Genomic DNA, 20,568 nt, shown 5'->3' with positions numbered 1-20,568 from the left:
TATTTTAGAAAATCAGATTCCCTATGAAAAAGCAACAGATATTATTTATTGAGGGAGGAGGCGACGATGGGTATGAAGCGGATAAAGATTTGGTAAACTCCTTGCAGGAAAACCTGGGGAATGGATACGACGTACACTACCCGGAAATGCCATCCGATGAGTCGGCCCCTGACTTTGGGTGGCTGTCCCAAATTGATCAGGAAATTTCTGAGGCTGAAAACGACGTGATCCTGGTCGGGCATTCGCTCGGCGCCTCCATGCTTTTGAGGTACCTTTCCGAGAATATTGTCAACAAAACCATACAGGGCATTTTCCTTATTTCCACCCCATTCTGGACGGGTGATGAAGCGTGGAAAGCCGGTTTAAAACTGAAAAGCGATTTTGCCGACAGGCTACCTGACAAGGTACCCCTATTCTTTTACCATAGCCAGGATGACGAAGTGGTACCCTTTTCTCATCTTGACCAGTACAAGCAAAAAATTAGTCACGCCACTTTCCGTGAAATACAAAGCGGTGGTCATCAACTTAACAACGATTTGCCATGGATAGCTGACGATATTAAATCATTGAATGGCTAAGGAAAGTATATTTTAATTGATTGGATGCAGAGAATTTTGTGAGTATAGTATCTGCTGAAATCTTAGACTGTTTGAATGCCTGTGGAAACCTACATAGATGATGGGAGAAGGAGAGTTGATGGAATGTATATTTATTTTTAATGAAATATCATACGAAAGTGATCCGTAAATTTTTGTTTTATATTTTAGTAGCACTCAGTCAATATCTTTTATTTTCTTGCGATTCAAAAACGAATGAATATACGATAAGTTCGCAGAATGTGGCAATGCTTAAAAGTAAATATGATGCTGAAACTATCAACTACTTCTACGAAACTGTTTTTCATGCAGATTATAATAAAAGCAAACGCAATTATATTTCTAAGTGGAAATCAAACCCTAAGATATTAATAATGGGTAATCCATCCGCTGATGAAATAAACTATGTAAATGAAGTAATCACGGAAATTAACGGTTTAAACCTTTCAATAAAATGTTCTATCGGGACTCTGCGTGATTCTAGCCTTATCAAAGTGTATTTTGGGAATTTTACAAAAATGAATGAATTTCTAGAATCAGATAATAATCTTGCAAGTAATATTGACACCACGGCTGATGCGGGCACTGGAATTTTAGTTGACTATGATGGTGAAATAAAAAAAGCTAGTGTAGGTATTTTTTATGCGAAAGAAGACACTAACCATTTGATGCGGAAGAAACTAGTTTTAGAAGAAATTATTCAAACCCTGGGTGTTATCGGCGATAGTTATACGTATCCAAGTAGCCTTTTTTTTGAAAAAGATAATCCTGAAAAATATTTCACAATCTTAGATAAAAAGGTGCTATCACTACTTTACGAACCGTCAATTCCTGTAAATTTTTCCAGGATTCGTTTTGAAAGGAAGTTTTCAGATGTACTTTATTCTGTAAAGGCTGAGGATAAGATTAAAAAATTATTGATCAAATATCCGCCAAGTTTGTCAAGAGGTAATATTTTGGAAGCCTCTTTTACAAACAATGAACTGCTCAAACATCCAAAAGATGTTCACATATATTTGTACGGAACTATCTTGAATGAGGATTCAGTCACGATAATAAAAGCCATCAAATCTTTAAATAATATATCTCCAAATTTAAAGCTCAAATTGGTAAAATCGAGTATTTTGGAACCAGAGCACGGGATAGTCTTAAATTTTAAAGATTCATGCGAACAAAAAGAACCCATTAAAGTTTCAAATGCATATTTTAAAGGAAGTAATTGCATGTTTCCAAAGCTGATAAAAAATAAAGTAACGTTACTATATAACACTAGCGAAAGAAGTAGGACGCTAAGGCAGCAAAGTATAGTTGAAGCATTATATTTCAGTTTGATACAGCTTCCCACAAAATACTTGGGTTCTGATAAATTATATTATTTAAAAAACGACACAATTGATTTTAATAACAAATACTCTACCCTTTTAAAGTTAATCTATTCAAACGAGTTTATTGATGGACTTAAACTCAGTGATTTTAAGAAAATTAAATCGACTATGCCTCATCCAGGACCAACTGGCAATCAGTAGGCTGTATCCCACAGCCCAAATAATAGAAGGTACCCCATAAAAAAACTAAAAGTCAATCTCAAGAAAAAATGAAAGCCCAAAAAGAACTACCCTCGGTAGAACTAAACCACTTAATCATCCTGGCCAAAGAAAAGCAGAAAACCGCGGATCTATTGACCAGGCTATTGGATTTGCCGAAGGCAATTCCGGCGGATGGCCCGGTACCCGGTTTCTTTCTTTGCATTCAGCTAAAAAACGACGTCATGCTGCTGATTGCGGAGGCTAAAGAACATAGTACGGGCCACTATGCGTTCAAGGTACCCCCCGATGAATTTGAGCGCGTTATCCATCGACTGAAAGATTGGAAAATAGATTATTGGGCCGATCCGCGTATGCAGCGTCCTGCGGAATACTACGTGGAAAACGGCAATAAAGGTCTGTACTTCATCGACCCTTCGGGGCACGGCATGGAAATACTGACGCCGATTTCTGACAATTCGTAAATTCGAAAAGCGTACAATAAGTAAGCTAGCAAAGAAATGAAACCCTTGGTTGTTTTGCTGGTCGTTTTCGTCCTTGCAGTCGTTGCGGTTCAACTGATTACGCAACAATTCGATCTGTCCCTAGCAGCCCGGATCGCGATGTGCGCTATGTTGTTTTTTACGGCGGTTGGCCATTTTGCCTTTACAAAAGGTATGATCCTGATGATGCCTTCCGTGATTCCCTTTAAGAAAGAACTGGTTTACCTGACGGCCGTACTGGAAATTTTGTTGGGAATTGGACTTTTAATTCCGGATTTCACGGTATATGCTGCCTGGGCATTGATCGCCTTTTTCGTACTGTTGCTACCTGCCAATATTAACGCTGCGATCAAACACGTTGATCACGAGAAAGGTACCTATGCCGGCAAGGGCGTTTCCTACTTGTGGTTCAGGGTGCCTTTGCAGCTACTCTTCATTGGCTGGACTTATTTCAGTTCTATTAAAATTTGGGAATAAATTTCTGATAGGTACCTGATATTCCTAAACTCCCATGAAAATTTCCGCTCATATTACCAGCAGCCTCCACCAGCATGAGGCTACCGTCCAAACCAACGACTCGGCCAAAGAACTGCAAATCCCGGCGAAATCCACGGGCTACGGCTCGTCGGTGAATGGCGGCGAACTCTTGATGTTGGCGCTGGCGACCTGCTTTTGTAATGATATTTACCGCGAAGCCGCTAAACGCAGGATGGTGGTAACGGGCGTGGAGGTCAGCGTGAGCGGTGAATTCGGAGCCGAGGGCGAACCGGGTACGAATTTTAGTTACCAGGCTTCTGTCGCATCCGACGCTTCTCCGGCTGAAATCGAAGACTTGATCCGTCACACAGACCAGGTAGCTGAGATTCAAAACACCTTGCGGAAAGGACTCGCCATCACATTGACCAACACAAGTGATCCTACCTAAACAATGGAAATTACCTACCGGCACGATAAAACCCCAACGCCCGAGCAAGTCATCGAACTGTACAACAATGCCGGGCTACCGCGTCCGACCCACGACCCGGAGCGGATTGCCAAAATGTACGAGCATTCCAACCTGATCGTTACGGCCTGGGATGGGGAAACGCTTGTCGGGGTAGCCCGTTGCATCACCGATTGGGCGTGGAGTTGCTACCTGGCCGACCTGGCCATCCGAAGCGATTACCAAAAAGCGGGAATTGGTAAAAAACTGATCGAACTCACCAAAGAAAAGGTCGGCGACCAGTCGATGGTATTACTGCTCTCCGTACCAACGGCTCTGGACTATTATCCCAAAGTAGGCTTCACGAAGCAGGAAAGTAGTTTTATTATCAATCGGAAGGAGTAGCCTGGAGCAAAGAATAACCGGATTTCGAAAATTTTCGTAGGCCAGCCATTTCATGAAGCTTGCCTAAACGAAGCGGGTGAATGGTAGAGAAGGCCATCTTTGGCCATTTCTAATAGATAGGCATACACCGCTCGAAGTGATTCTGAAGTAAGACGGGGGTAACTTTCCAGAAGCATCTGTTCGGTCCAGCCATCGGCTAGGCGTTCCAGAATAAATTCGACGGAAAGACGCGTTCCTTTGATAACGGGCTTTCCACCTACTATCTTAGGGTCAGAATGAATGTATTCTTGCCAGTTCATATATTTGTTTTTTACAAAGATAAAATTTTAGGCTTTACATTCCTTTGACCTCCCAAGAAACTCAAAAACCGACCTCATGAAAGTAATCGTAACGGGTGCCACGGGCATGGTGGGTGAAGGCGTGATGCACGTCTGCCTGAATCACCCTGATGTTGAAAAGGTACTGGTTATCAACCGCCGCCCCGACGGGGTGAAGCATCCGAAACTTACCGAAATCATCCACCAGGATTTCTTTGATTTATCGGCCATCGAAAGCCAGCTGGTAGGCTACGATGCCTGTTTTTTCTGCCTCGGCGTGTCGTCGGTAGGCATGAAAGCACCCGAATACTACCGCCTCACCTACACGCTGACAATGCACGTGGCCGAAACGCTGAGCCACCTGAATACAAACATGACCTTCGCGTACGTGTCGGGTGCGGGTACCGATGGCAGCGAGCAAGGCCGCAGCATGTGGGCGCGGGTGAAGGGCAAAACCGAGAACGATTTGCGGAAGCTGCCCTTCAAAAAAGCGTATGCTTTTCGCCCCGGCTTCATCAAGCCCCTCGAAGGGATGAAGCACGTCAATCAATACTATAAGTACATCAACTGGCTTTTTCCGGTCGGGCGGAAGCTTTTTCCCAACGGATTCTGTACAAATCAAGAAATCGGACTGGCGATGATCTATACAGCCAAAAATATCGTGGCTCAGGATGTAATCGAAGGCCGTGACATCATCGCACTGGCGGCGAAGGAAGAACCCTCAGCCTACCAAACCACCTCGCCGCGCTCCACGTAATTCTTGAAGTTCAGGATATCCTGCATCACCATATCCTTAAACATGGGATTGAGCAGACGGGAAATTTCCTTGCCAGGTACCCCCATCGGAGCCTTGTAGCTGATGACCACGTGCAGGAGGGTACAATTCTCACCCAGATCCGAAAATTCCACCTTTCCGGCGTTCACAATGGGCGCACCCGGCAGCGACCGCCAACCCAGCAGGCGTCCGGGCTCATCTTTGACGATCTCGGCTTTCCATTTCAGGGTACCTATACCGCCCGGTCCGGCCGCCTTCCAGACCGAGGTAGTGGCGTCCAGTTCGGTCACGGATTGGATATGGCGCATGAAGAGCGACAGGTTCTCCAGTTTCCGCCAGAAATCGTATACTTCCTGCCGTACCCGGTTCACTTTCAGATCTACCCGGATGTTGATATTGTCACTATGTTCCTGGGCGGTATTTGCCTCAAGGGCGGTATGCAGCGGACAGTAACCCGTAGCCGAACGGAAGAGCATGTACCCGCCCACCAGCGCTTCGATCGGACTGGCTTTCCGGCGGGCCAGGGCATCTAATAGCAAGAAACCGCCGCCAAAGGCCGAAATGATTCGTTCCGTGGTGCCGACGTTCATTTTCTGGTGGCGCAGGATGGGACTATAAGCATCTTTTTTCATCGTAGCGGATTTTTAGGCGGGAACAACTAGCTTAAACAAAAAGGCCTGTTGTTTCCATGGTTTAGGAATATTCTCAAAAGTCTAAATATGCACAAAGCCTTGCAGGAATGCAAGTGATTTCGGGCTAACAGCTTTTGGGAATAGATCGCTGAGGAAGTAGAATGCAGCACTTTTCCATATTGGAGGTAGTAAAAATGCCGGCCTTCCGTTTTTTAGCAGTACCGCCATCCACTCACCCAAACCATTCATGCAAAAAGCCCTTGCTCCGGCGCGCTGGTATCGCCTGATCCCCATTGCCTTCATTACGTACAGCCTCGCCTACCTCGACCGCGCCAATTTTGGTTTCGGTGCTGCCGGAGGCATGGCTACTGACTTGGGCATCACACCGGCGATGTCCTCGTTGCTGGGGTCGTTGTTTTTCCTGGGGTACTTTTTCTTTCAGGTACCTGGGGCTATTTACGCCGAAAAGCGGAGTGCCAAAAAACTCATTTTCTGGTCGCTGATCCTGTGGGGCGGGCTGGCGATGGCTACCGGCATTATCAGCAATATCAACGGACTGATCGTCATTCGTTTCATGCTGGGGGTAGTAGAAAGTGCCGTCATGCCCGCCATGCTACTTTTCCTGAGCCGATGGTTTACCAAATCCGAGCGCTCGCGGGCCAATACCTTCCTGATTCTGGGCAATCCCGTCACAATTCTGTGGATGTCGGTGCTGTCGGGCTACCTGGTCAATGCCGTGGGCTGGCGGTGGATGTTCATCTGGGAAGGCGTGCCGGCGATCATCTGGGCCTTTTTCTGGTGGAAACTGGTACAGGACAAACCCCAGGAAGCCAACTGGCTCGACGCGACCGAAAAGCGTAACCTGGAAGCGGAACTGCAACGCGAGCAGCAAGGCATCAAGCCCGTAAAAAACTACCTTGCGGCCTTCCGTTCCCGCATCGTCATTCTGCTCAGTTTGCAATATGCGCTGTGGAGCATCGGGGTCTATGGCTTCGTGATGTGGCTACCCTCCATGCTCAACGCCGCGCCCGACATGGACATCGTCAAGACCGGCTGGCTGTCGGCGGTACCCTACCTGCTAGCGATCATCGGAATGCTGGCCGCTTCGTATTTTTCGGATAAAACCCTGAATCGTAAAATTTTTGTTTGGCCCTTTCTTTTGATCGGGGCCGTGGCATTTTATGGTTCCTACCTGCTGGGTACCAATCATTTCTGGCTGTCGTTTACGCTGTTGGTTGTGGCGGGCGGTGCCATGTATGCGCCCTACGGGCCATTTTTTGCCATTATCCCCGAGGTACTCCCCAAAAACGTGGCGGGTGGGGCTATGGCGCTGATCAATAGTTTCGGGGCGTTGGGCTCGTTCGTGGGGTCGTACATTGTGGGGTACCTCAATGGTACCACGGGCGGCTTCGGGGCTTCTTATCTTTTTATGGCGGGGTCGTTGTTGCTCTCGGCGGTCATTACGCTGGTGGCTTTGAAGCCTATCCGTTCTCCGATTCAACCTACCCCCATTCTGGCCAAACCGGAATGAAGGTAGGTTTTCAAAAAATCATACAAATGACGTATTGCCAGCTGGGGTTCCAGCCGCTAATTTTGTCTTGTTGATTAATGGTGATCAATATCAATCTATATCGATCAGGATGAACAAGCTATTTTCTATTACCCTACTACCCATCGTCGCCCTACTTTTTGCGATTCAGCCAGAAGCTGACACCCTTTCGAACAAGGTACCTACCCCAGCTGCCGATCCCGCCACGGTGTATTTTTACCGGGGCAAGCAGTTTGGCTCGGCTCTACAGAATTTTGTGCTCAAAGCCGATGGCAAGGAAATTTGCCGTCTGAGCGTCAAGCGCTACGTGATTTACAAGGGTCAGCCGGGTAAGGTGGCTTTTAGTGCGGTGGAGGGCGGCCTGGCGATTCCCAAGAAGGAAATGCTCGAACTGGAACTGGAAGCCGGAAAAAGCTACTACGTACAATGTGATGTCAAGTCCGGACTGGTGACCACCCGCATGGAAATGACGGAAGTGACCGAATCTACGGCCAAGAAAAAAATGGAAGGGCTGGAAGCAGATAATTGCATGAGTAAAGCGCAGTAAGCCAGCCGATTTTCTTATTATCAAGGGTGCGGAACGCGGGTTCTGCACCCTTTTTGTTGTAGCTTACGGCCTGTGTGACTAACGTCACTGTGGTACCCTGCCCTGGGCATTACCTTTGTAGCAATGAAAGCAATCGGTTAAATACTACATCCACCGATTGGTAAAAGGTGTCCGATCGTTACGTACTAAAAAAGAAAAATGCTATGAAAATCAAACAATTTGAAGATAAAGACCTGGCTCATTATGCCTACGCCATCCTGAGTGAGTGTGAGCAGAAAATTATCCTGATCGATCCGGCGCGCGATCCGAAGCCGTACTACGACTACGCCGAGGAAAATAACGCGAAAATTGTGGGCGTGATCGAAACGCATCCCCATGCCGACTTCGTCAGCTCGCACCTGGAAATTCATGAGCATACCGGCGCGACCATTTACGCCCACAGTTTGACCCAGGCCGGCTACCCCCACAAAGCTTTCGACGAAGGAGCTGAATTGACGGTAGGTAAAATAAAACTGAAAGCACTGCATACGCCGGGCCACTCGCCCGACAGCATCAGCGTGGTACTCGAACACGACGGCCGCGACAAAGCCGTTTTCACGGGCGATACGCTTTTTGTAGGTGATGTCGGCCGTCCCGACCTGCGCGAGAATGCGGGCAACAGCCAACCCAAACGGGAGGAACTGGCCCGCCAGATGTACCATAGCACCCGCGACAAACTCATGAAACTGGACAGTTCGGTGGTCGTGTACCCGGCTCATGGCGCAGGTACCCTATGCGGCAAAAACCTGGGCGATGCCAGCAGCAGCACCATCGGAGAAGAAATCGCCACGAACAGCGCGCTGCAACCCATGAGCGAGGAAGAATTTGTGAACATGATCGTAGAAGACCAGCCTTTCGTACCCCGGTACTTTGGCTACGATGTGGCCCTGAACGAAAAAGGCGCGCCGAATTACCGGACTTCGGTGGAGGCCGTAAAAAGGCTGCCCCTGAATCACCATCCCACTGATAATGCCCTGGTCATCGACGGGCGCAAGGAGAATATCTTCAAAAAAGGCCATTACCGGGGAGCCTTGAATATTCAGGAGGGGGCGAAGTTTGAAACCTGGCTGGGTAGTATTGTGGCACCGGAAGAACCGTACTACCTGGTGGCCGATCAGGAGGAATCATTGGAAAATCTGATTGCCAAAGCCGCTAAAATTGGCTATGAGCTATTTATCAAAGGTACCTTTGTGCTGACCGAAGCGGAGAAAGTTACTTCACCCAAGCTAGATCGGAAAGACTTTGAAGCAAATCCCGAACACTACACCATCGTGGACGTGCGCAATGCTTCGGAGGTGGAAAAGCAGGCCTACTTTGAACACGCGATCAACATTCCCTTACCCGAACTCCGCGAGCGGGCCGCCGAGGTACCCCGCGAAAAACCCGTAGTGGTACATTGCGCCAGCGGCTACCGCTCGGCGATCGGCAGCAGTTTGCTGGAAGCGGCGCTGCCCGGCACACCAGTGATTGATCTGGGTGAGGCCGTCAAGGACTTTATGCCCCAAACCGCATGACGAAGCGACGGTTTTCCTATAAAGATATACCTGGTTGGGTGGTGATGCTGGTGATCTTCGGGGTACTCTACGCCACCGGATTGCATACGGAGGCCATCGGGCAGGTACAACGGCTCATACTGGTTACAGGCATTAAAAATGCGGACGTACCTGATTCCGAATCGCGCGGAAGTGAGGCGACATCGGGCCCGCTGGGCGCAAGCTTTGAATTAGCCGGTTTGGATGGTAAAAGGGTACCTTTTGGAAGTCTGCGGGGCAAGGTCGTCTTTATGAATGTATGGGCTACCTGGTGCCCGCCCTGCCTCGCCGAGATGCCCGGCATCCAGAAATTGTATGATTCCGTGGATACCAGCCGGATCGCTTTCGTCATGCTGTCGGTCGATGAAGCAGGACGGGAGAAAGTCAAGAAATTTATCGATCGGAAGGGGTACACCTTTCCGGTGTACACGCCGCTGACTGGAATTCCCCCGGCGTTTCAGTCCAGCGCGATTCCTACCACGTTTATTCTATCGCCCGAAGGTACCCTGGTGGCGCGGCAGGAGGGCATGGCCAACTACAATACCAGGAAAATGCGGGAGTTTTTGGGGAGCCTGACGGCCCGATAATGGATATATCAATTAATGAGGTAGCTGGTACGAAAGCCGCTTCGCTATCCCGCCCACAATTACCTCCAGCTCCATCCGCGAGGTACCCACGGCGGGTTGTCCCAGAATGCGGGCACTGACCACTGGCGGCGCGGCATTGAAAGGAGCCACGACCGTTACGAAACGGGTACCTGATTCTTGGGCGGTTTTAGGTAGCCGGTACCGGAAGGCAGGGCGGGGTTCCTTTTTGGTATAGACAAACGAGACCTGTCCTTCCTCTTCTTGCAGCGTGAGGCCCGGCTGCGGCATGGTTTGCACCAGCACGTTCCAGCCTTCGCCCAAATCGGTACGTACCTGTTGTTGATCGGGCGTAAAAAGGGCCTTTCCCGGCGCGAGCTGAAAATGAAGATCCACGTCGCCGGTACCTTCGCCAATCGCTTCGTCGACGATCACAAAATACTTCTTATCGACAAACAACACCGCCCGCCGGTGCGCCAGGGTAGGGTAGCTTTGATTTTCCACCACCAGTACATCCAGATTCTGCCCCGGTTGCCAGAGGAGCAGCTTGGGGGCATAGGCCGAGTTGGCGCCGTTTAGCGTGAGGGTTTGGTGGACTTTGGTTTGCCGGAACCACGCCCGGCCTTCTGGATCACCGCTGTAAATGAAGCTGCCCGCGTCGGGCATCAGGTGGCGTCCACCCGCGTAAAGCTCAAAGGTACCATTGTCGGGCTGGCAGTGGCCGCCGCCATCAGGCCCGCATTTCAGGACCAGGCTGATGGCCGCCGGGTCCCAGCTACTCCGCAGGGAATACAGCCCGCTGTACGGCAAGGCGTAGGCCGTGGAGTCAGGTGGGGTACCCTGCTGCCCTTCGGTGGCGGCGTACAGGAAATCGGGGCGGTCGAACAGCTTCGCCCATTCTTTTAGTTGATGGTAGTGCTGACCGGGCTGACCCGACCACGAGTCGCCAAACTGCGGTGTGGAGCCGTCGGGGAAGGCCAGTTTCAGGGGTACCTCGCACATTTTCTCAATCCGTCGGATGTAGGAGGCCGGAAAAGCATCCTGACGGCCATTCAGCTGCGCCAGCTCGTAGGTCCGCATAAACCAGCCGATGCAGCCCATGTGGTAGCCGAAGGCGAGTTCGCGCTGGTGGCCGTCGGGGTACACCTGGTTGGTGATTTCTTTGTTCAACCGCCCAATGGCCTCATCGCTCCATTTTTCTGAATCCTGAAATTCCGGAAATGTTAGCGCGATGAAGGCCATGCCCTCGGCTTCCATCAGGGCCCAGTTGCTGCCTTTCCGGTATTGGGTCATCAGAAAAGCCGAGTGGTCATAACAGCTATTGAGAAACGCAACCAATACCTCAGGCGCAAAAGCAGGTGAGTCGAGAAAAGAATGGAACAGTCCCGTCCAGCGGTAGCCCCGGATACCCGCTTCGATGGAACGCCAGGCGTAGGCGTGCTGGTCGTCGCGCGGATTTTTTCTGGTCCAGTCCACGAACTGGGCGCACCATTCCCTGGCGTACTTTTCGTCGCCCGTCTGCCGGTAGACTTTCCCCATGGCGTCCCAGAAACTCATGCGGTTCAACTGCCACACCCATTCCTTGTCGGGGTAGGGGTTGTTGGCCCAATGGATGTCTTCCCCACAAAAATGCGACGGATAGGCGGGCTGCCCCACGAACACATGCTTCAGGGCGTCGTTGGCTACCTGCATGTCTTTTGGGGTAGCCTGCTCGTCATAACCTGAGCCCGAAGCGTCGGCCGGGTGTTTTACGGAAGTACGGTTGCGATAGTAGGTGAGTAGATGAGCCACGGCCTGGGCGGGATTACTTTCTGCCGAGGCTTTGACTTTCTCAAGGCCAGGGGCGTTCAGGTTCAGCCGTGAGAGGAGAAGGGTAGTAGGGGAGTCACTCCCTTTTTCTGAATAGTCAAAAAAAGGCTGCTTCGGCACACCTGCCCGGATACTCAGGGCAGCCTGCATGAATATCAGAACCGCTAGTACGATTTTCTGGGAAAAGCTGTTGGAAGAAGCAGGCATGCGGGCTTGTCGGTTGGTTATTCAACACTAAAAGCAGCGGTCGGGCTGCTTTTAACCGGTGGGCTGGGAGAAGTGCTTTTTACCGTTAGATAACTTTCTTGAAAGCTGGGAGGGAAATTGGGTAGAAACCTTGCATAGCTTGCTTAGACGGTTACTTTTGCTAAAAAGCCCAGCTGCCCACCTTTACTGTGGGTTGCGTCCCCACAGCCCTTTTGGGTACCCTGCTAAAATATGGAATACCAGGAAAGCAGATACCGAAATTCTAGAATGGAGTTCGACCATGTTGATTATTGGTCGGGGGCGCCTAGTCGGGGGCGCCTAGTCGGGGACGCCTAGTCGGGGACGCCTAGTCGGGGACGCCTAGTCGGGGACGATCAAGGATTGGAAGCGATTACTAAAACCGGATAAGTACAAGGAGGTCATCATTTCTTCCTCGCAAGAGTTGACTGAAAGGAAAATAATGATGGGGTAAGGGTTGGTAATTATGCCGAACCACCTGCACGTAGTTAGGGAAATGAAAGAGCCGAACGGTAAAGAGATCGGAACGCAGCCCGGCCTAAGAACTACTGTTGGGCTTCGGCGCGTCTTTACGAAACGGGCGTTGATGAGTTTGGCATTCTGACCCATTATATGGACAGGTTTGAATATATTTAGCAGCGCTGGGCTAAGGTCTGTGGGGACACAGAGCATGGTGAAAAGAATTCCCTGCCTTCGCAAATACTCGACCCTTAGCTGCAAATTACAGGAAAAATCAACAATAGAAAAATGGCAAGAATAACTGAAATAAGATTAACACTCGCAGCATTCCTTTATGGAATAGAAATAGACATAAAAAACGTTCTTAAAAGATATGTAACACCCTTTCAAGAGGACGTAGGATTTTTTAAAGACTCCGAACTTGAATCAAAAATAATCGACCGATTTAAAAAGGATAACCCAGGCGTTGACTATAAAAATAACATTGATGATGTTTTAGATTTTGTTGATTTTTTTGATTCGTTTAATATTCTAAAGAAAAACGATGTTTTTTTGCCAAAAAAAACATCTGAATATTTGTCACAAATATTTGGAGAACTTAGCGATTTAACTCCAATTAGAAATCGAGTAATGCATACAAGACCATTGTTAGGTGGAGACTTTTCAACAGTATATGACTTTGTGCAAAAGCTAAAAAGTAATTTGCCAATCGATTGGAAGTATGCAATTGAAACCAGAGAATTAATCGATAAAGATCCAACATATTTGCTTACTCTGCGCCTTCCTACCATTGTAACTTACGGGACACCTAGTAAAGTAACGCATAATTTGCCGGCTCCAGATTTTGACGATACGGGTTTTATTGGTCGCACAAAAGATGTAGATGAGATTAAAAAATTAATATTTTCAAATAAAGTAGTTAGTATTTTAGGAGATGGAGGTATTGGAAAAACAGCGTTAGCAGTAAAAGTGGCTTATGACTTAGTTGATATGGGAGATAAGTGTCCATTTGAACTTATCATTTGGACTTCTGCTAAAACAACTATGCTGACATCAAAAGGTATTGAAGATATTTATACAGCAATAACTGACTATACCGGACTAATTTCTGTAATATCAGATTCATTAGACAAATCTATAACAATCAATAAATTTGATGCAGTTATTGAATACTTAGAATTATTTAAAACTTTAATAATCATTGATAATTTAGAAACTATACAAAGTGAAGAAGTGCGAAATTTTATTCGAAATGCTCAAACAAAATGCAACATAGTTATTACGTCAAGGATAGGTTTAGGTGAATTGGAATACCCAAGAACTTTAAGCGGTTTAACAGAAAATGAATGTGCGAAACTAATTAGAGAAATAGCACGAATAAGGAATAGTGATATTTTAATGAAACTACCACAAAGCACATTAATTGACATAGCTTCTAAATTATATTACAATCCCTTGGCTTTAAAATGGTTCGTAAGTACAGTTGAAACAGGAATCTCACCACAAGAAGTATTGAACAACAAGGATAATTTATTGAATTTTTGTTTGACTAATGTTTATGAAAAATTAAGTGAGGGCGCAATTTCTGTTCTAAATTCAATAAGAGCATCTAGAAGAAAACTTAGTAGTGCGGAGATACTGTATCTTTCAGATTATGAAACATTAGATGCACGAAAATATTTAATTGAATTATTTAAAACTACTTTAATTAGCAGAGAGATAGTAGATGCGACGAATATTGAAGAAGTCTACTACTATATTCCAGATTTTGCCAAAGAATATTTATCACAAAAACACCCTGTTGACCAAGCATATGTAAAAAGAATAACATCAAAATCACGTGAGTTAACTTCGGGCATTCAAGAAATTAAAAAGATAAATAACTATAATGAGTTCTCAATAAATGCTTTGGCTTGCGAGACCCCCAATCAAAGAATTGCAGCAAAATTACTATCAGAAGCTTTAAGTTTTTCGAAAGCTAATAATTATACTAAAGCCTTTCAAAAAGTTACCGAAGCTAAAAATGTAGACCCTAATTATTATGAAGTATATAGGGTAAGTGCTTTTATGAAAGCAACTAATGGCGATACGCTAAGTGCAGAAGATGATTATATCTTAGGTTTAGAAATCGCTCCCGAAAATCCAAGATTACTATACTTTTATGCACAATTTTTACTTTTCCATCTTGAGGACACAGAAAAAGCTTTAGAATGTGCTGAAAAAGTTTTTAAATTAAAACCAGACCATCCAAATTCTTCATTTCTATTTGCACGTTGTTACAATGTGATGAAAGAATTTAATAAGGCAATACAAATCATAAAAAACTTAATTTCCGATAAAGAATTAGATCCTTTAAATCTAAGAGTTGCATATACAGAGCTTCTTAGTTTATACAATCATAGTGGGCAAAGCTATTTGAAAATAGAAAATGATATTGATAATGGAGTAGGCCATTTTAAAAAAGCTTTTGATGTTTTTCACATTTGTGTAAAGAAGGAAATTGTAGACATTAAAATGATAAAGAATTTCTGTGAAGCCCTTTATATATTTATGCAAATGTTACCTTCAACAGAAATTGAAAAGAACCATTTATATATAAAAACAATAATTGAAAAAAATAAAAATCAAATAAGCTTAATATACCTTAATAGAAAAGTTGTTTTAAAATTTTCCGAAAAATTTGATGATGATTCTCTAAACTACTTACTGGATAGCCAAATTGAAGAGGGTACTAAAATTGGAAATATAATGAAAGGCTCGAATGACTCATTTGTATTCATTGATTCGGAAAACGAAAGATATTTTGCTCATTGCACAGATTTTTCTGAAATTAAAAACACAAACGAATTAAAAAAAGTTAAAAATGGACAGCTTGTTTCATTTGAAGAAGGACATAATAATAAAGGGATTTGTGCGAAAAATGTAAAAATAATCAGCAGCTAATAGCAGTTTTGCGTTATGGAGGTGGACGTGCGAATATGAACAGTAGTGCATTTAATGAACTTTGTGCGGGTAGACAGTTTAATGTTTCAAATCCGCACCATCGAAAAATCTAATCCGTTAGCGGCCATGCTATGCCGATTCTAATCCACTGTCCACGAAACAGAACCCCCCTTCCCTATACCTCTCCCTTCACCTGCGGAATCGTCCGATTCCCCCACCAGATAATCCCAACAGAAGTTACGAACATCAGCAGGCCGTAAATGGCCGAGGGAATAGACATGGCAGCATTTTGCAGCAGGGTGGCCGCAATGGCGATGCCCAGGGTACCATTCTGGATTCCCGCTTCAATGGCAATGGTGATGCTTTGTTTGAGGCTGTGGCCCGTCCAGCGGGAGGTACCGTAGCCGACGCCCATCGTGAGCAGGTTGAGAAGGAGGGCGGCGGGGCCGATCAATACAAAAAAACCAACCAGGTTTTCCTTTTCTTTAAACAAAGCGCCCGCAATGATGATGAACAGGAAAATGCCGGAAAGCAGCTTGACCGGGCGGTCGAGCCGCGTAGCCAGGGTAGGTTTCATGCGGCGGATCACCATGCCAATCGCGACCGGAATGAGTGTGATGACGAGGACCGAAATAATGGTTTTGAAAATGGGCAGTGCCTGTTCCTGACCATTGGGCATAAACTCGACGATGGCGAAATTGACCAGAAAGGGAATGGTGAACACCGTAATCAGGCTGGAAACCACGGTAAGCGAAATGGAAAGCGCCACATCGCCCCGCGACAAATGAGAGATCAGATTGGAGGTAGGTCCGCCCGGACAAGCCGCCAGAATCACCAGCCCCACGGCGAGTTCGGTTTTTAACTCCAGTACCATGATTATGGCGAAAGCGATGAGGGGTAGCAATACAATCTGATTGACGATGCCGACGGTGATGGCTTTGGGATACAGCAGAATTCGTTTGAAGTCATCTACCACCAGCGACAGACCCATCCCCAGCATAATGATGGCCAAAGCCAGCGGTAAGAAAACCTCGGTCAGTACGTTGGATTGCATGGGAATGAAGGGTTGAGCGTGATAGATAGGTCGATCAGTCCAGTCTCTCGGCGGTGGCAGGAATGGCGTTCGTTAGCTTATTTAGACCATTCTTGCCTTTTTCCAGAACAAACGAATCGTATAATTCACCGGCGGCAGTAAACGCACGGTAGCGCAACTGCTTTCCTTCCAGCGTGATGAGCTGAAAAAGCTGTGTGTTCTGCGCGCGGCGATCCATCCACGGGTCATCAGAAACCTCGTACATTTTGGGACCGGAAACGGAAACGACATAGACGGTTTCGGAGGCTTTTTTTCGGGTGTCGGCCGTGGCCGGAGCGTTGGTCACGCTGCCGCGCCCGTAGGCGTGGTCATGGCCCTGTAGCACCAGATCCACCCGGTGTTTGTCAATGATAGGTTTGAAGCGTTCCCGGAGCTTGGCATTGTCACGCTTCGGGCTGGTGGAGAAAAACGGGTAGTGCAGCGTAACGACCGTCCAGGGGCGGGGATCATGCGTGAGGATGGAATCCAGCCAGGCGGCTTGCTGTGTGGCGTACCGCTCCGATTCGTCAATCTGCTCGGCGTCGAGCGACACCACTTTCAAGTTTCCGTAGTTAATCTGGTAACAGGTTTCGTCCAATCCTGTGGGGCCGTTGGTGGGTAGGTTGAACTGCTTTTTCCACTGCGGGGTCAGAATGACGCCTTTGGCGTACTCGTGGTTGCCGGGCGTCATGAGGCCGGGTACGGTGGCGTGGATGAACGATCCCGCGTGGAACCATTCGCCCCACTCGATGTCCTCGTTGGAACGGTTGATGAGATCGCCCGCGTGGAGCAGGAAGTCTACCTGCGGCATTTGTTTATAAGCTTCCCGGATTACCCGCGACCACATGGATTTTACATCATTCTGGGCGTCGCCAAAGTACAGGAACGAAAGGGTTTTACCCGAATCGGGCGTCTTGAACTGGTACCATTCGCTCCAGTGTTCACCGAAGCCTACCCGGTACACGTAGGTCTGCCCCGGTTGTAAGGAGTCGATCCGGGCGGCGTGGTAATTGGCCTCGATGGTAGCCTCGCCATTCTGCACGGAAAGGAACTCAGTTTGGGCCGAAACCGTATGAAATGTTTTCAGAAACTGCGGTCCCGCCGTGCTCACGGCCCATTGCACTTCGCCCTGCGCCTGGCCAGGATCGGTACGCCAATTGACCGCCACTGACGTCTCGGGGGTTTCAGTCACGTTCAGGATCACACGGTCGGGAACAGCCGTGGGGAACAGGAGGCGTTGGTCTATTTTCGGGTTCAGGGCCAATCGTTGCGCCAACGCCGTCGCGCGGGGCGACGGCGATTGGGCATATGTGTGTATAGATGGAACAAGGGTAAGCAGAAGGAGAAAACAGCGTTGGGTAACATGCATAGGAGTAATCTTGGGTCTGGTAAAGGGTACCTTCCGGTCGGTCAGCTCACGAATCAGATCTGAAGGAAATCACAACACACCCGTGGAATCGGCTACAAACATGCGGGTACTGACGGTGTAGGTACCTCCGGTGGGCGATTGGTATTTCAAATCCATATAAAAAGCGCGGTACCCCTTTTCGGGTAGGGGCTGGGTGGCGGTGATGGTACCTACGTGGTTTTTGCCCAAACTTTTACTGGAAAAGACTTCATTTCTGAAATCCCGATCCTCCACCGAGTCAGCCGACCACAGGATTGCGTCCAGCAACTGATCTGAACTGGCTTTCACACTGAGTGTGATACTATTGCCTTTTTTAGAAAACTCCCATTTACACTCCGGGTAGGGCTTGTTGAGTAGCGTGGTGCCGAAAAACGCCCCCAGGGCGGTAATGGCCTGCTTGCCATCGCCCAGGTCGTGCCCGGCGTTGGGTACATAGTGAATCAGGTTTTTACCGGGAATATCGTCGTAGTAGTTCTTGATCGCATCCACGGGCCAGTATTCGTCGTTGGTGCCGATGAAAATCATCTTGGGCATGGTGAGCGCTTTACGATAGGAGTAGGGGTCGATCATTTGATTGAGCGCTTTTCCGTCTTCGGTTTCGGCACCCTGCGGGATACCCAGCTTTACATAATCCTCGATCTGCACGCTGTAATCGTGCCACACCTCGATCTGATAGTTCAGGCTCACGGGCATGTTCAGTACATCGATCACCATCGGTCCGATGGCCGCCACGCGCTTGTCCTGCGAGCCGGTGAGCCAGGTGGTCCAGCCGCGCTTGGAAGCACCGGATACTACGAAGCGGTTGACGGGATGCTTCAGGGTACCTTTGGCAAACTCCTGCACGGCGTCCATGCCCCGCACGGCACTCTTGACCATCGGAAACAGCAGCGGCCAGGAGTAGTCGTGGTCGTTTTTGAATTGATGGAGCGTGTAGGAAATCAGCTCGTCCTCTTTCAGCTCGCCATAAAGGGGCTGGTTGGGCGTTTGGTTCAGGGCCGCTACGATCGCCTTGTTCTGGTTAGCCGTCTGAGCCAGACTCGCCACCAGCCCGTCGTTGTTTCTCTTCCAATTGGGTTGTTCGTTGGTATTGGAGCCGCCCGTGATGAAGAGCAGAGCGCCGTCATGTTCGATTTGGGCGGGAACCAGGATGGTCAGCTGATGCCGCCAGGTGTACTTGCGCCACTTTTGCGAGGTAAGGGCCAGGTTATAAGCTTTCACCGTGCCGAGTTGAAACGAATCCCGCACCGACCACTGGTACGAATCATCGCCATTTTTCAGGTAGGCTTCAAGAGCTGTTTCGGGTGTAACGGTTTCCTGCGCCCGGCCTTGCGTGCACATAAGACAAACAAGAGTTACGAATAGAAAAAGGTACTTCATGAATGAAATAATTGATGTTTATAAATGATTAATGGGTGGGTTTTGGGCTCTCCTTGACCAATTGTAAAGCTTTCTCCATATAAATTTCTCCGGTCATCTCGCCCAGGCTGGTACGGCTCACGTAGTCGTAGCGCTTGAAACTGGTAAAGTCCACTTTCGTGAGCATGTAGCCGAAGGCATCATTGGTAAGCCCGAACAGAAAAGGATGCTCGGTGGGCATGTTACGCTTCACGTAGTACCCTATGTTGGGCAGGGCTTCACCCGGAATGGTCAGGATTTGGGCAGGACCTACGTTGACGAGGTTGAGCTGGGTGGCCACCGTATTGGGCTTGGCCATCTTATAGTTCAGCGGCGATTTTTGCAAAATGTATTTCATGATGTCGGAGTCGATGGGAAATTCCAACCGTCGTGAGGTACAATATAAATCAGGGTTGTCAAGCACCGGAGCGGCCGCTACCAAACGCAATGCTTCGTCGGCCAGCAATTCGCCGATGCGGTGGCACTCTTCCCAGGTGTTGGCCTCCTGCCCATTGTCGCGCCGTACATCGGCAGTCACCATGCCGCCCTGCGCACCATTGATGAACATCGCCACACCCCCTACCTTCGCCTCGATCTGGTCGTAGAGTGGACCACATAGATCAGGACTCAGAATACCCTGTCCCGAGCCCAGCACTTCGGGATGCACGGCGTAGTTGACCAGGGTAGCAAGGATTTGCCCCTTGCGGGTACCCCCGCTGGCGATGGCTTGAATGACACCACACCGTGGATCATACAGGTCGGGAGCGTAGTAGTTGTAAGCGATTTTGCCCTTCGCTTCGCCCGTCGTGACTTTCAACGCGGCGGGCTCCAGTTTCTGAACGGCTTCATTGATGGCATCGGCGGTTTGCTGCACGCACCAATCGAGGTACTTCAAATCGGCGAACGATTCGCCCTTTTCATTGGGAAAGCCGTAGGCATCGGGCGCGCTGTGGGTATGGGTGGCGGCAATGAGAATATTCTCGGGCTTGATGCCCTTCACCAGCGCACGCGATTTATCGCCCAACACGGAGGGCCAGCCGAGGTTGTCGATGCTCACGAAAGCTACCCGCACATCGCCCTTCTCCAGTACCATGGCCCGCACGAACAAATCCCCCTTTTTTTCGAGGGACTTTTTGGGTGTTCCGATGCCACCCGAAACGGGCAGGAGCGGATCGGGCGTAATGACGCGTTTGGCGGCACCGGCGCTCAGGCCCTGGGCGGCCAAACCCACAGGCAGGAACAGAAGTACGGCAAGAAATAACCTTATTGATCTCATCATAGCTAGGAAGAAAGTACCTTGCAGTCAAAAAAATGGGCGGGAGATTTCTCCCAC

The 20,568-nt window shown here is 48.4% G+C and carries 19 protein-coding genes; 12 read left to right on the top strand and 7 right to left on the bottom strand.

Going from position 1 to position 20,568, the window contains the following annotated elements; translation table 11 throughout:
• Positions 1 to 23: 23 nt before the first annotated feature.
• The 6 genes from GBK04_RS07055 (at position 24) to GBK04_RS07030 (ending at position 3,949) form a co-directional block, all read left to right on the top strand.
• On the top strand, positions 24 to 578 hold the full coding sequence (locus GBK04_RS07055) for an alpha/beta fold hydrolase (RefSeq protein ID WP_152758123.1): 555 nt from the start codon (positions 24 to 26) through the stop codon (positions 576 to 578).
• A gap of 140 nt (positions 579 to 718) precedes the next feature.
• Entirely contained in the window at positions 719 to 2,122 is a 1,404-nt protein-coding gene (locus GBK04_RS07050) for a DUF2927 domain-containing protein (RefSeq protein ID WP_152758121.1), read from the top strand.
• Positions 2,123 to 2,190: 68 nt separating this feature from the next.
• Entirely contained in the window at positions 2,191 to 2,604 is a 414-nt protein-coding gene (locus tag GBK04_RS07045; RefSeq protein WP_152758120.1) for a VOC family protein, read from the top strand.
• Positions 2,605 to 2,640: 36 nt separating this feature from the next.
• Complete coding sequence (locus tag GBK04_RS07040) at positions 2,641 to 3,099, top strand: DoxX family protein (protein WP_152758118.1); 459 nt, start codon at positions 2,641 to 2,643, stop codon at positions 3,097 to 3,099.
• Positions 3,100 to 3,133: 34 nt separating this feature from the next.
• On the top strand, positions 3,134 to 3,547 hold the full coding sequence (locus GBK04_RS07035; RefSeq protein ID WP_152758116.1) for an OsmC family protein: 414 nt from the start codon (positions 3,134 to 3,136) through the stop codon (positions 3,545 to 3,547).
• Positions 3,548 to 3,550: 3 nt separating this feature from the next.
• The gene (locus tag GBK04_RS07030) at positions 3,551 to 3,949 is read left to right on the top strand and encodes a GNAT family N-acetyltransferase (RefSeq protein WP_152758114.1); all 399 of its coding nucleotides are present in this window, start codon (positions 3,551 to 3,553) and stop codon (positions 3,947 to 3,949) included.
• 50 nt (positions 3,950 to 3,999) lie between these two features.
• Here the strand turns inward: GBK04_RS07030 and GBK04_RS07025 are convergent, their stop codons facing one another.
• Positions 4,000 to 4,248 carry a DUF433 domain-containing protein gene (locus GBK04_RS07025; protein ID WP_152758112.1) on the bottom strand — a complete coding sequence of 83 codons (249 nt, stop codon included), beginning with the start codon at positions 4,246 to 4,248 and terminating at the stop codon, positions 4,000 to 4,002.
• Between the two features lie 76 nt (positions 4,249 to 4,324).
• Between GBK04_RS07025 and GBK04_RS07020 the strand changes: the two genes are divergently transcribed.
• Positions 4,325 to 5,023 (top strand): NAD-dependent epimerase/dehydratase family protein, encoded by a 699-nt coding sequence (locus GBK04_RS07020; RefSeq protein ID WP_152758110.1) that lies wholly within the window; start codon positions 4,325 to 4,327, stop codon positions 5,021 to 5,023.
• Here the strand turns inward: GBK04_RS07020 and GBK04_RS07015 are convergent.
• Positions 4,993 to 5,673, bottom strand: a complete 681-nt coding sequence (locus GBK04_RS07015; protein WP_152758108.1) for a YgaP-like transmembrane domain — start codon at positions 5,671 to 5,673, stop codon at positions 4,993 to 4,995. The genes GBK04_RS07020 and GBK04_RS07015 overlap by 31 nt on opposite strands.
• Positions 5,674 to 5,920: 247 nt before the next feature.
• Here GBK04_RS07015 and GBK04_RS07010 point away from each other — a divergent pair, with 247 nt between their 5' ends.
• The 4 genes from GBK04_RS07010 to GBK04_RS06995 all read left to right on the top strand — a co-directional run bounded on the left by GBK04_RS07010 (position 5,921) and on the right by GBK04_RS06995 (position 9,927).
• Complete coding sequence (locus GBK04_RS07010) at positions 5,921 to 7,204, top strand: MFS transporter (protein ID WP_152758106.1); 1,284 nt, start codon at positions 5,921 to 5,923, stop codon at positions 7,202 to 7,204.
• Between the two features lie 109 nt (positions 7,205 to 7,313).
• Positions 7,314 to 7,769, top strand: a complete 456-nt coding sequence (locus tag GBK04_RS07005) for a DUF2846 domain-containing protein (protein ID WP_152758104.1) — start codon at positions 7,314 to 7,316, stop codon at positions 7,767 to 7,769.
• A 203-nt stretch (positions 7,770 to 7,972) separates the two neighbouring features.
• Positions 7,973 to 9,322, top strand: a complete 1,350-nt coding sequence (locus GBK04_RS07000) for an MBL fold metallo-hydrolase (RefSeq protein ID WP_152758102.1) — start codon at positions 7,973 to 7,975, stop codon at positions 9,320 to 9,322.
• A complete protein-coding gene (locus GBK04_RS06995) occupies positions 9,319 to 9,927 on the top strand; it encodes a TlpA family protein disulfide reductase (RefSeq protein WP_152758100.1) in 609 nt (202 codons plus the stop codon). The genes GBK04_RS07000 and GBK04_RS06995 overlap by 4 nt, the downstream gene beginning before the upstream one ends.
• Positions 9,928 to 9,939: 12 nt before the next feature.
• On the opposite strand, the gene GBK04_RS06990 is transcribed toward GBK04_RS06995, so the two are convergent.
• The gene (locus GBK04_RS06990) at positions 9,940 to 11,940 is read right to left on the bottom strand and encodes an alginate lyase family protein (RefSeq protein WP_152758098.1); all 2,001 of its coding nucleotides are present in this window, start codon (positions 11,938 to 11,940) and stop codon (positions 9,940 to 9,942) included.
• A 765-nt stretch (positions 11,941 to 12,705) separates the two neighbouring features.
• Here GBK04_RS06990 and GBK04_RS06980 point away from each other — a divergent pair.
• Positions 12,706 to 15,360: an NB-ARC domain-containing protein gene (locus tag GBK04_RS06980; protein WP_152758096.1), complete on the top strand. Its 2,655-nt coding sequence runs from the start codon at positions 12,706 to 12,708 to the stop codon at positions 15,358 to 15,360.
• A 175-nt stretch (positions 15,361 to 15,535) separates the two neighbouring features.
• Here GBK04_RS06980 and GBK04_RS06975 read toward each other — a convergent pair whose 3' ends face one another.
• The 4 genes from GBK04_RS06975 to GBK04_RS06960 form a co-directional block, all read right to left on the bottom strand.
• The gene (locus GBK04_RS06975; RefSeq protein ID WP_152758094.1) at positions 15,536 to 16,414 is read right to left on the bottom strand and encodes a bile acid:sodium symporter family protein; all 879 of its coding nucleotides are present in this window, start codon (positions 16,412 to 16,414) and stop codon (positions 15,536 to 15,538) included.
• A 34-nt stretch (positions 16,415 to 16,448) separates the two neighbouring features.
• Positions 16,449 to 17,801 carry a purple acid phosphatase family protein gene (locus GBK04_RS06970; protein WP_152758092.1) on the bottom strand — a complete coding sequence of 451 codons (1,353 nt, stop codon included), beginning with the start codon at positions 17,799 to 17,801 and terminating at the stop codon, positions 16,449 to 16,451.
• Between the two features lie 69 nt (positions 17,802 to 17,870).
• Positions 17,871 to 19,217 (bottom strand): PhoPQ-activated pathogenicity-related family protein, encoded by a 1,347-nt coding sequence (locus tag GBK04_RS06965; protein ID WP_152758090.1) that lies wholly within the window; start codon positions 19,215 to 19,217, stop codon positions 17,871 to 17,873.
• 28 nt (positions 19,218 to 19,245) lie between these two features.
• Entirely contained in the window at positions 19,246 to 20,511 is a 1,266-nt protein-coding gene (locus tag GBK04_RS06960) for a hypothetical protein (RefSeq protein ID WP_152765927.1), read from the bottom strand.
• Between the last annotated feature and the right edge of the window lie 57 nt (positions 20,512 to 20,568).

The sequence above is a fragment of the Salmonirosea aquatica genome (assembly GCF_009296315.1).
Taxonomy (GTDB): domain Bacteria; phylum Bacteroidota; class Bacteroidia; order Cytophagales; family Spirosomataceae; genus Salmonirosea; species Salmonirosea aquatica.
Note: the sequence above shows the minus strand (reverse complement) of the source record. Positions and strands in the feature narration are given on the sequence as shown.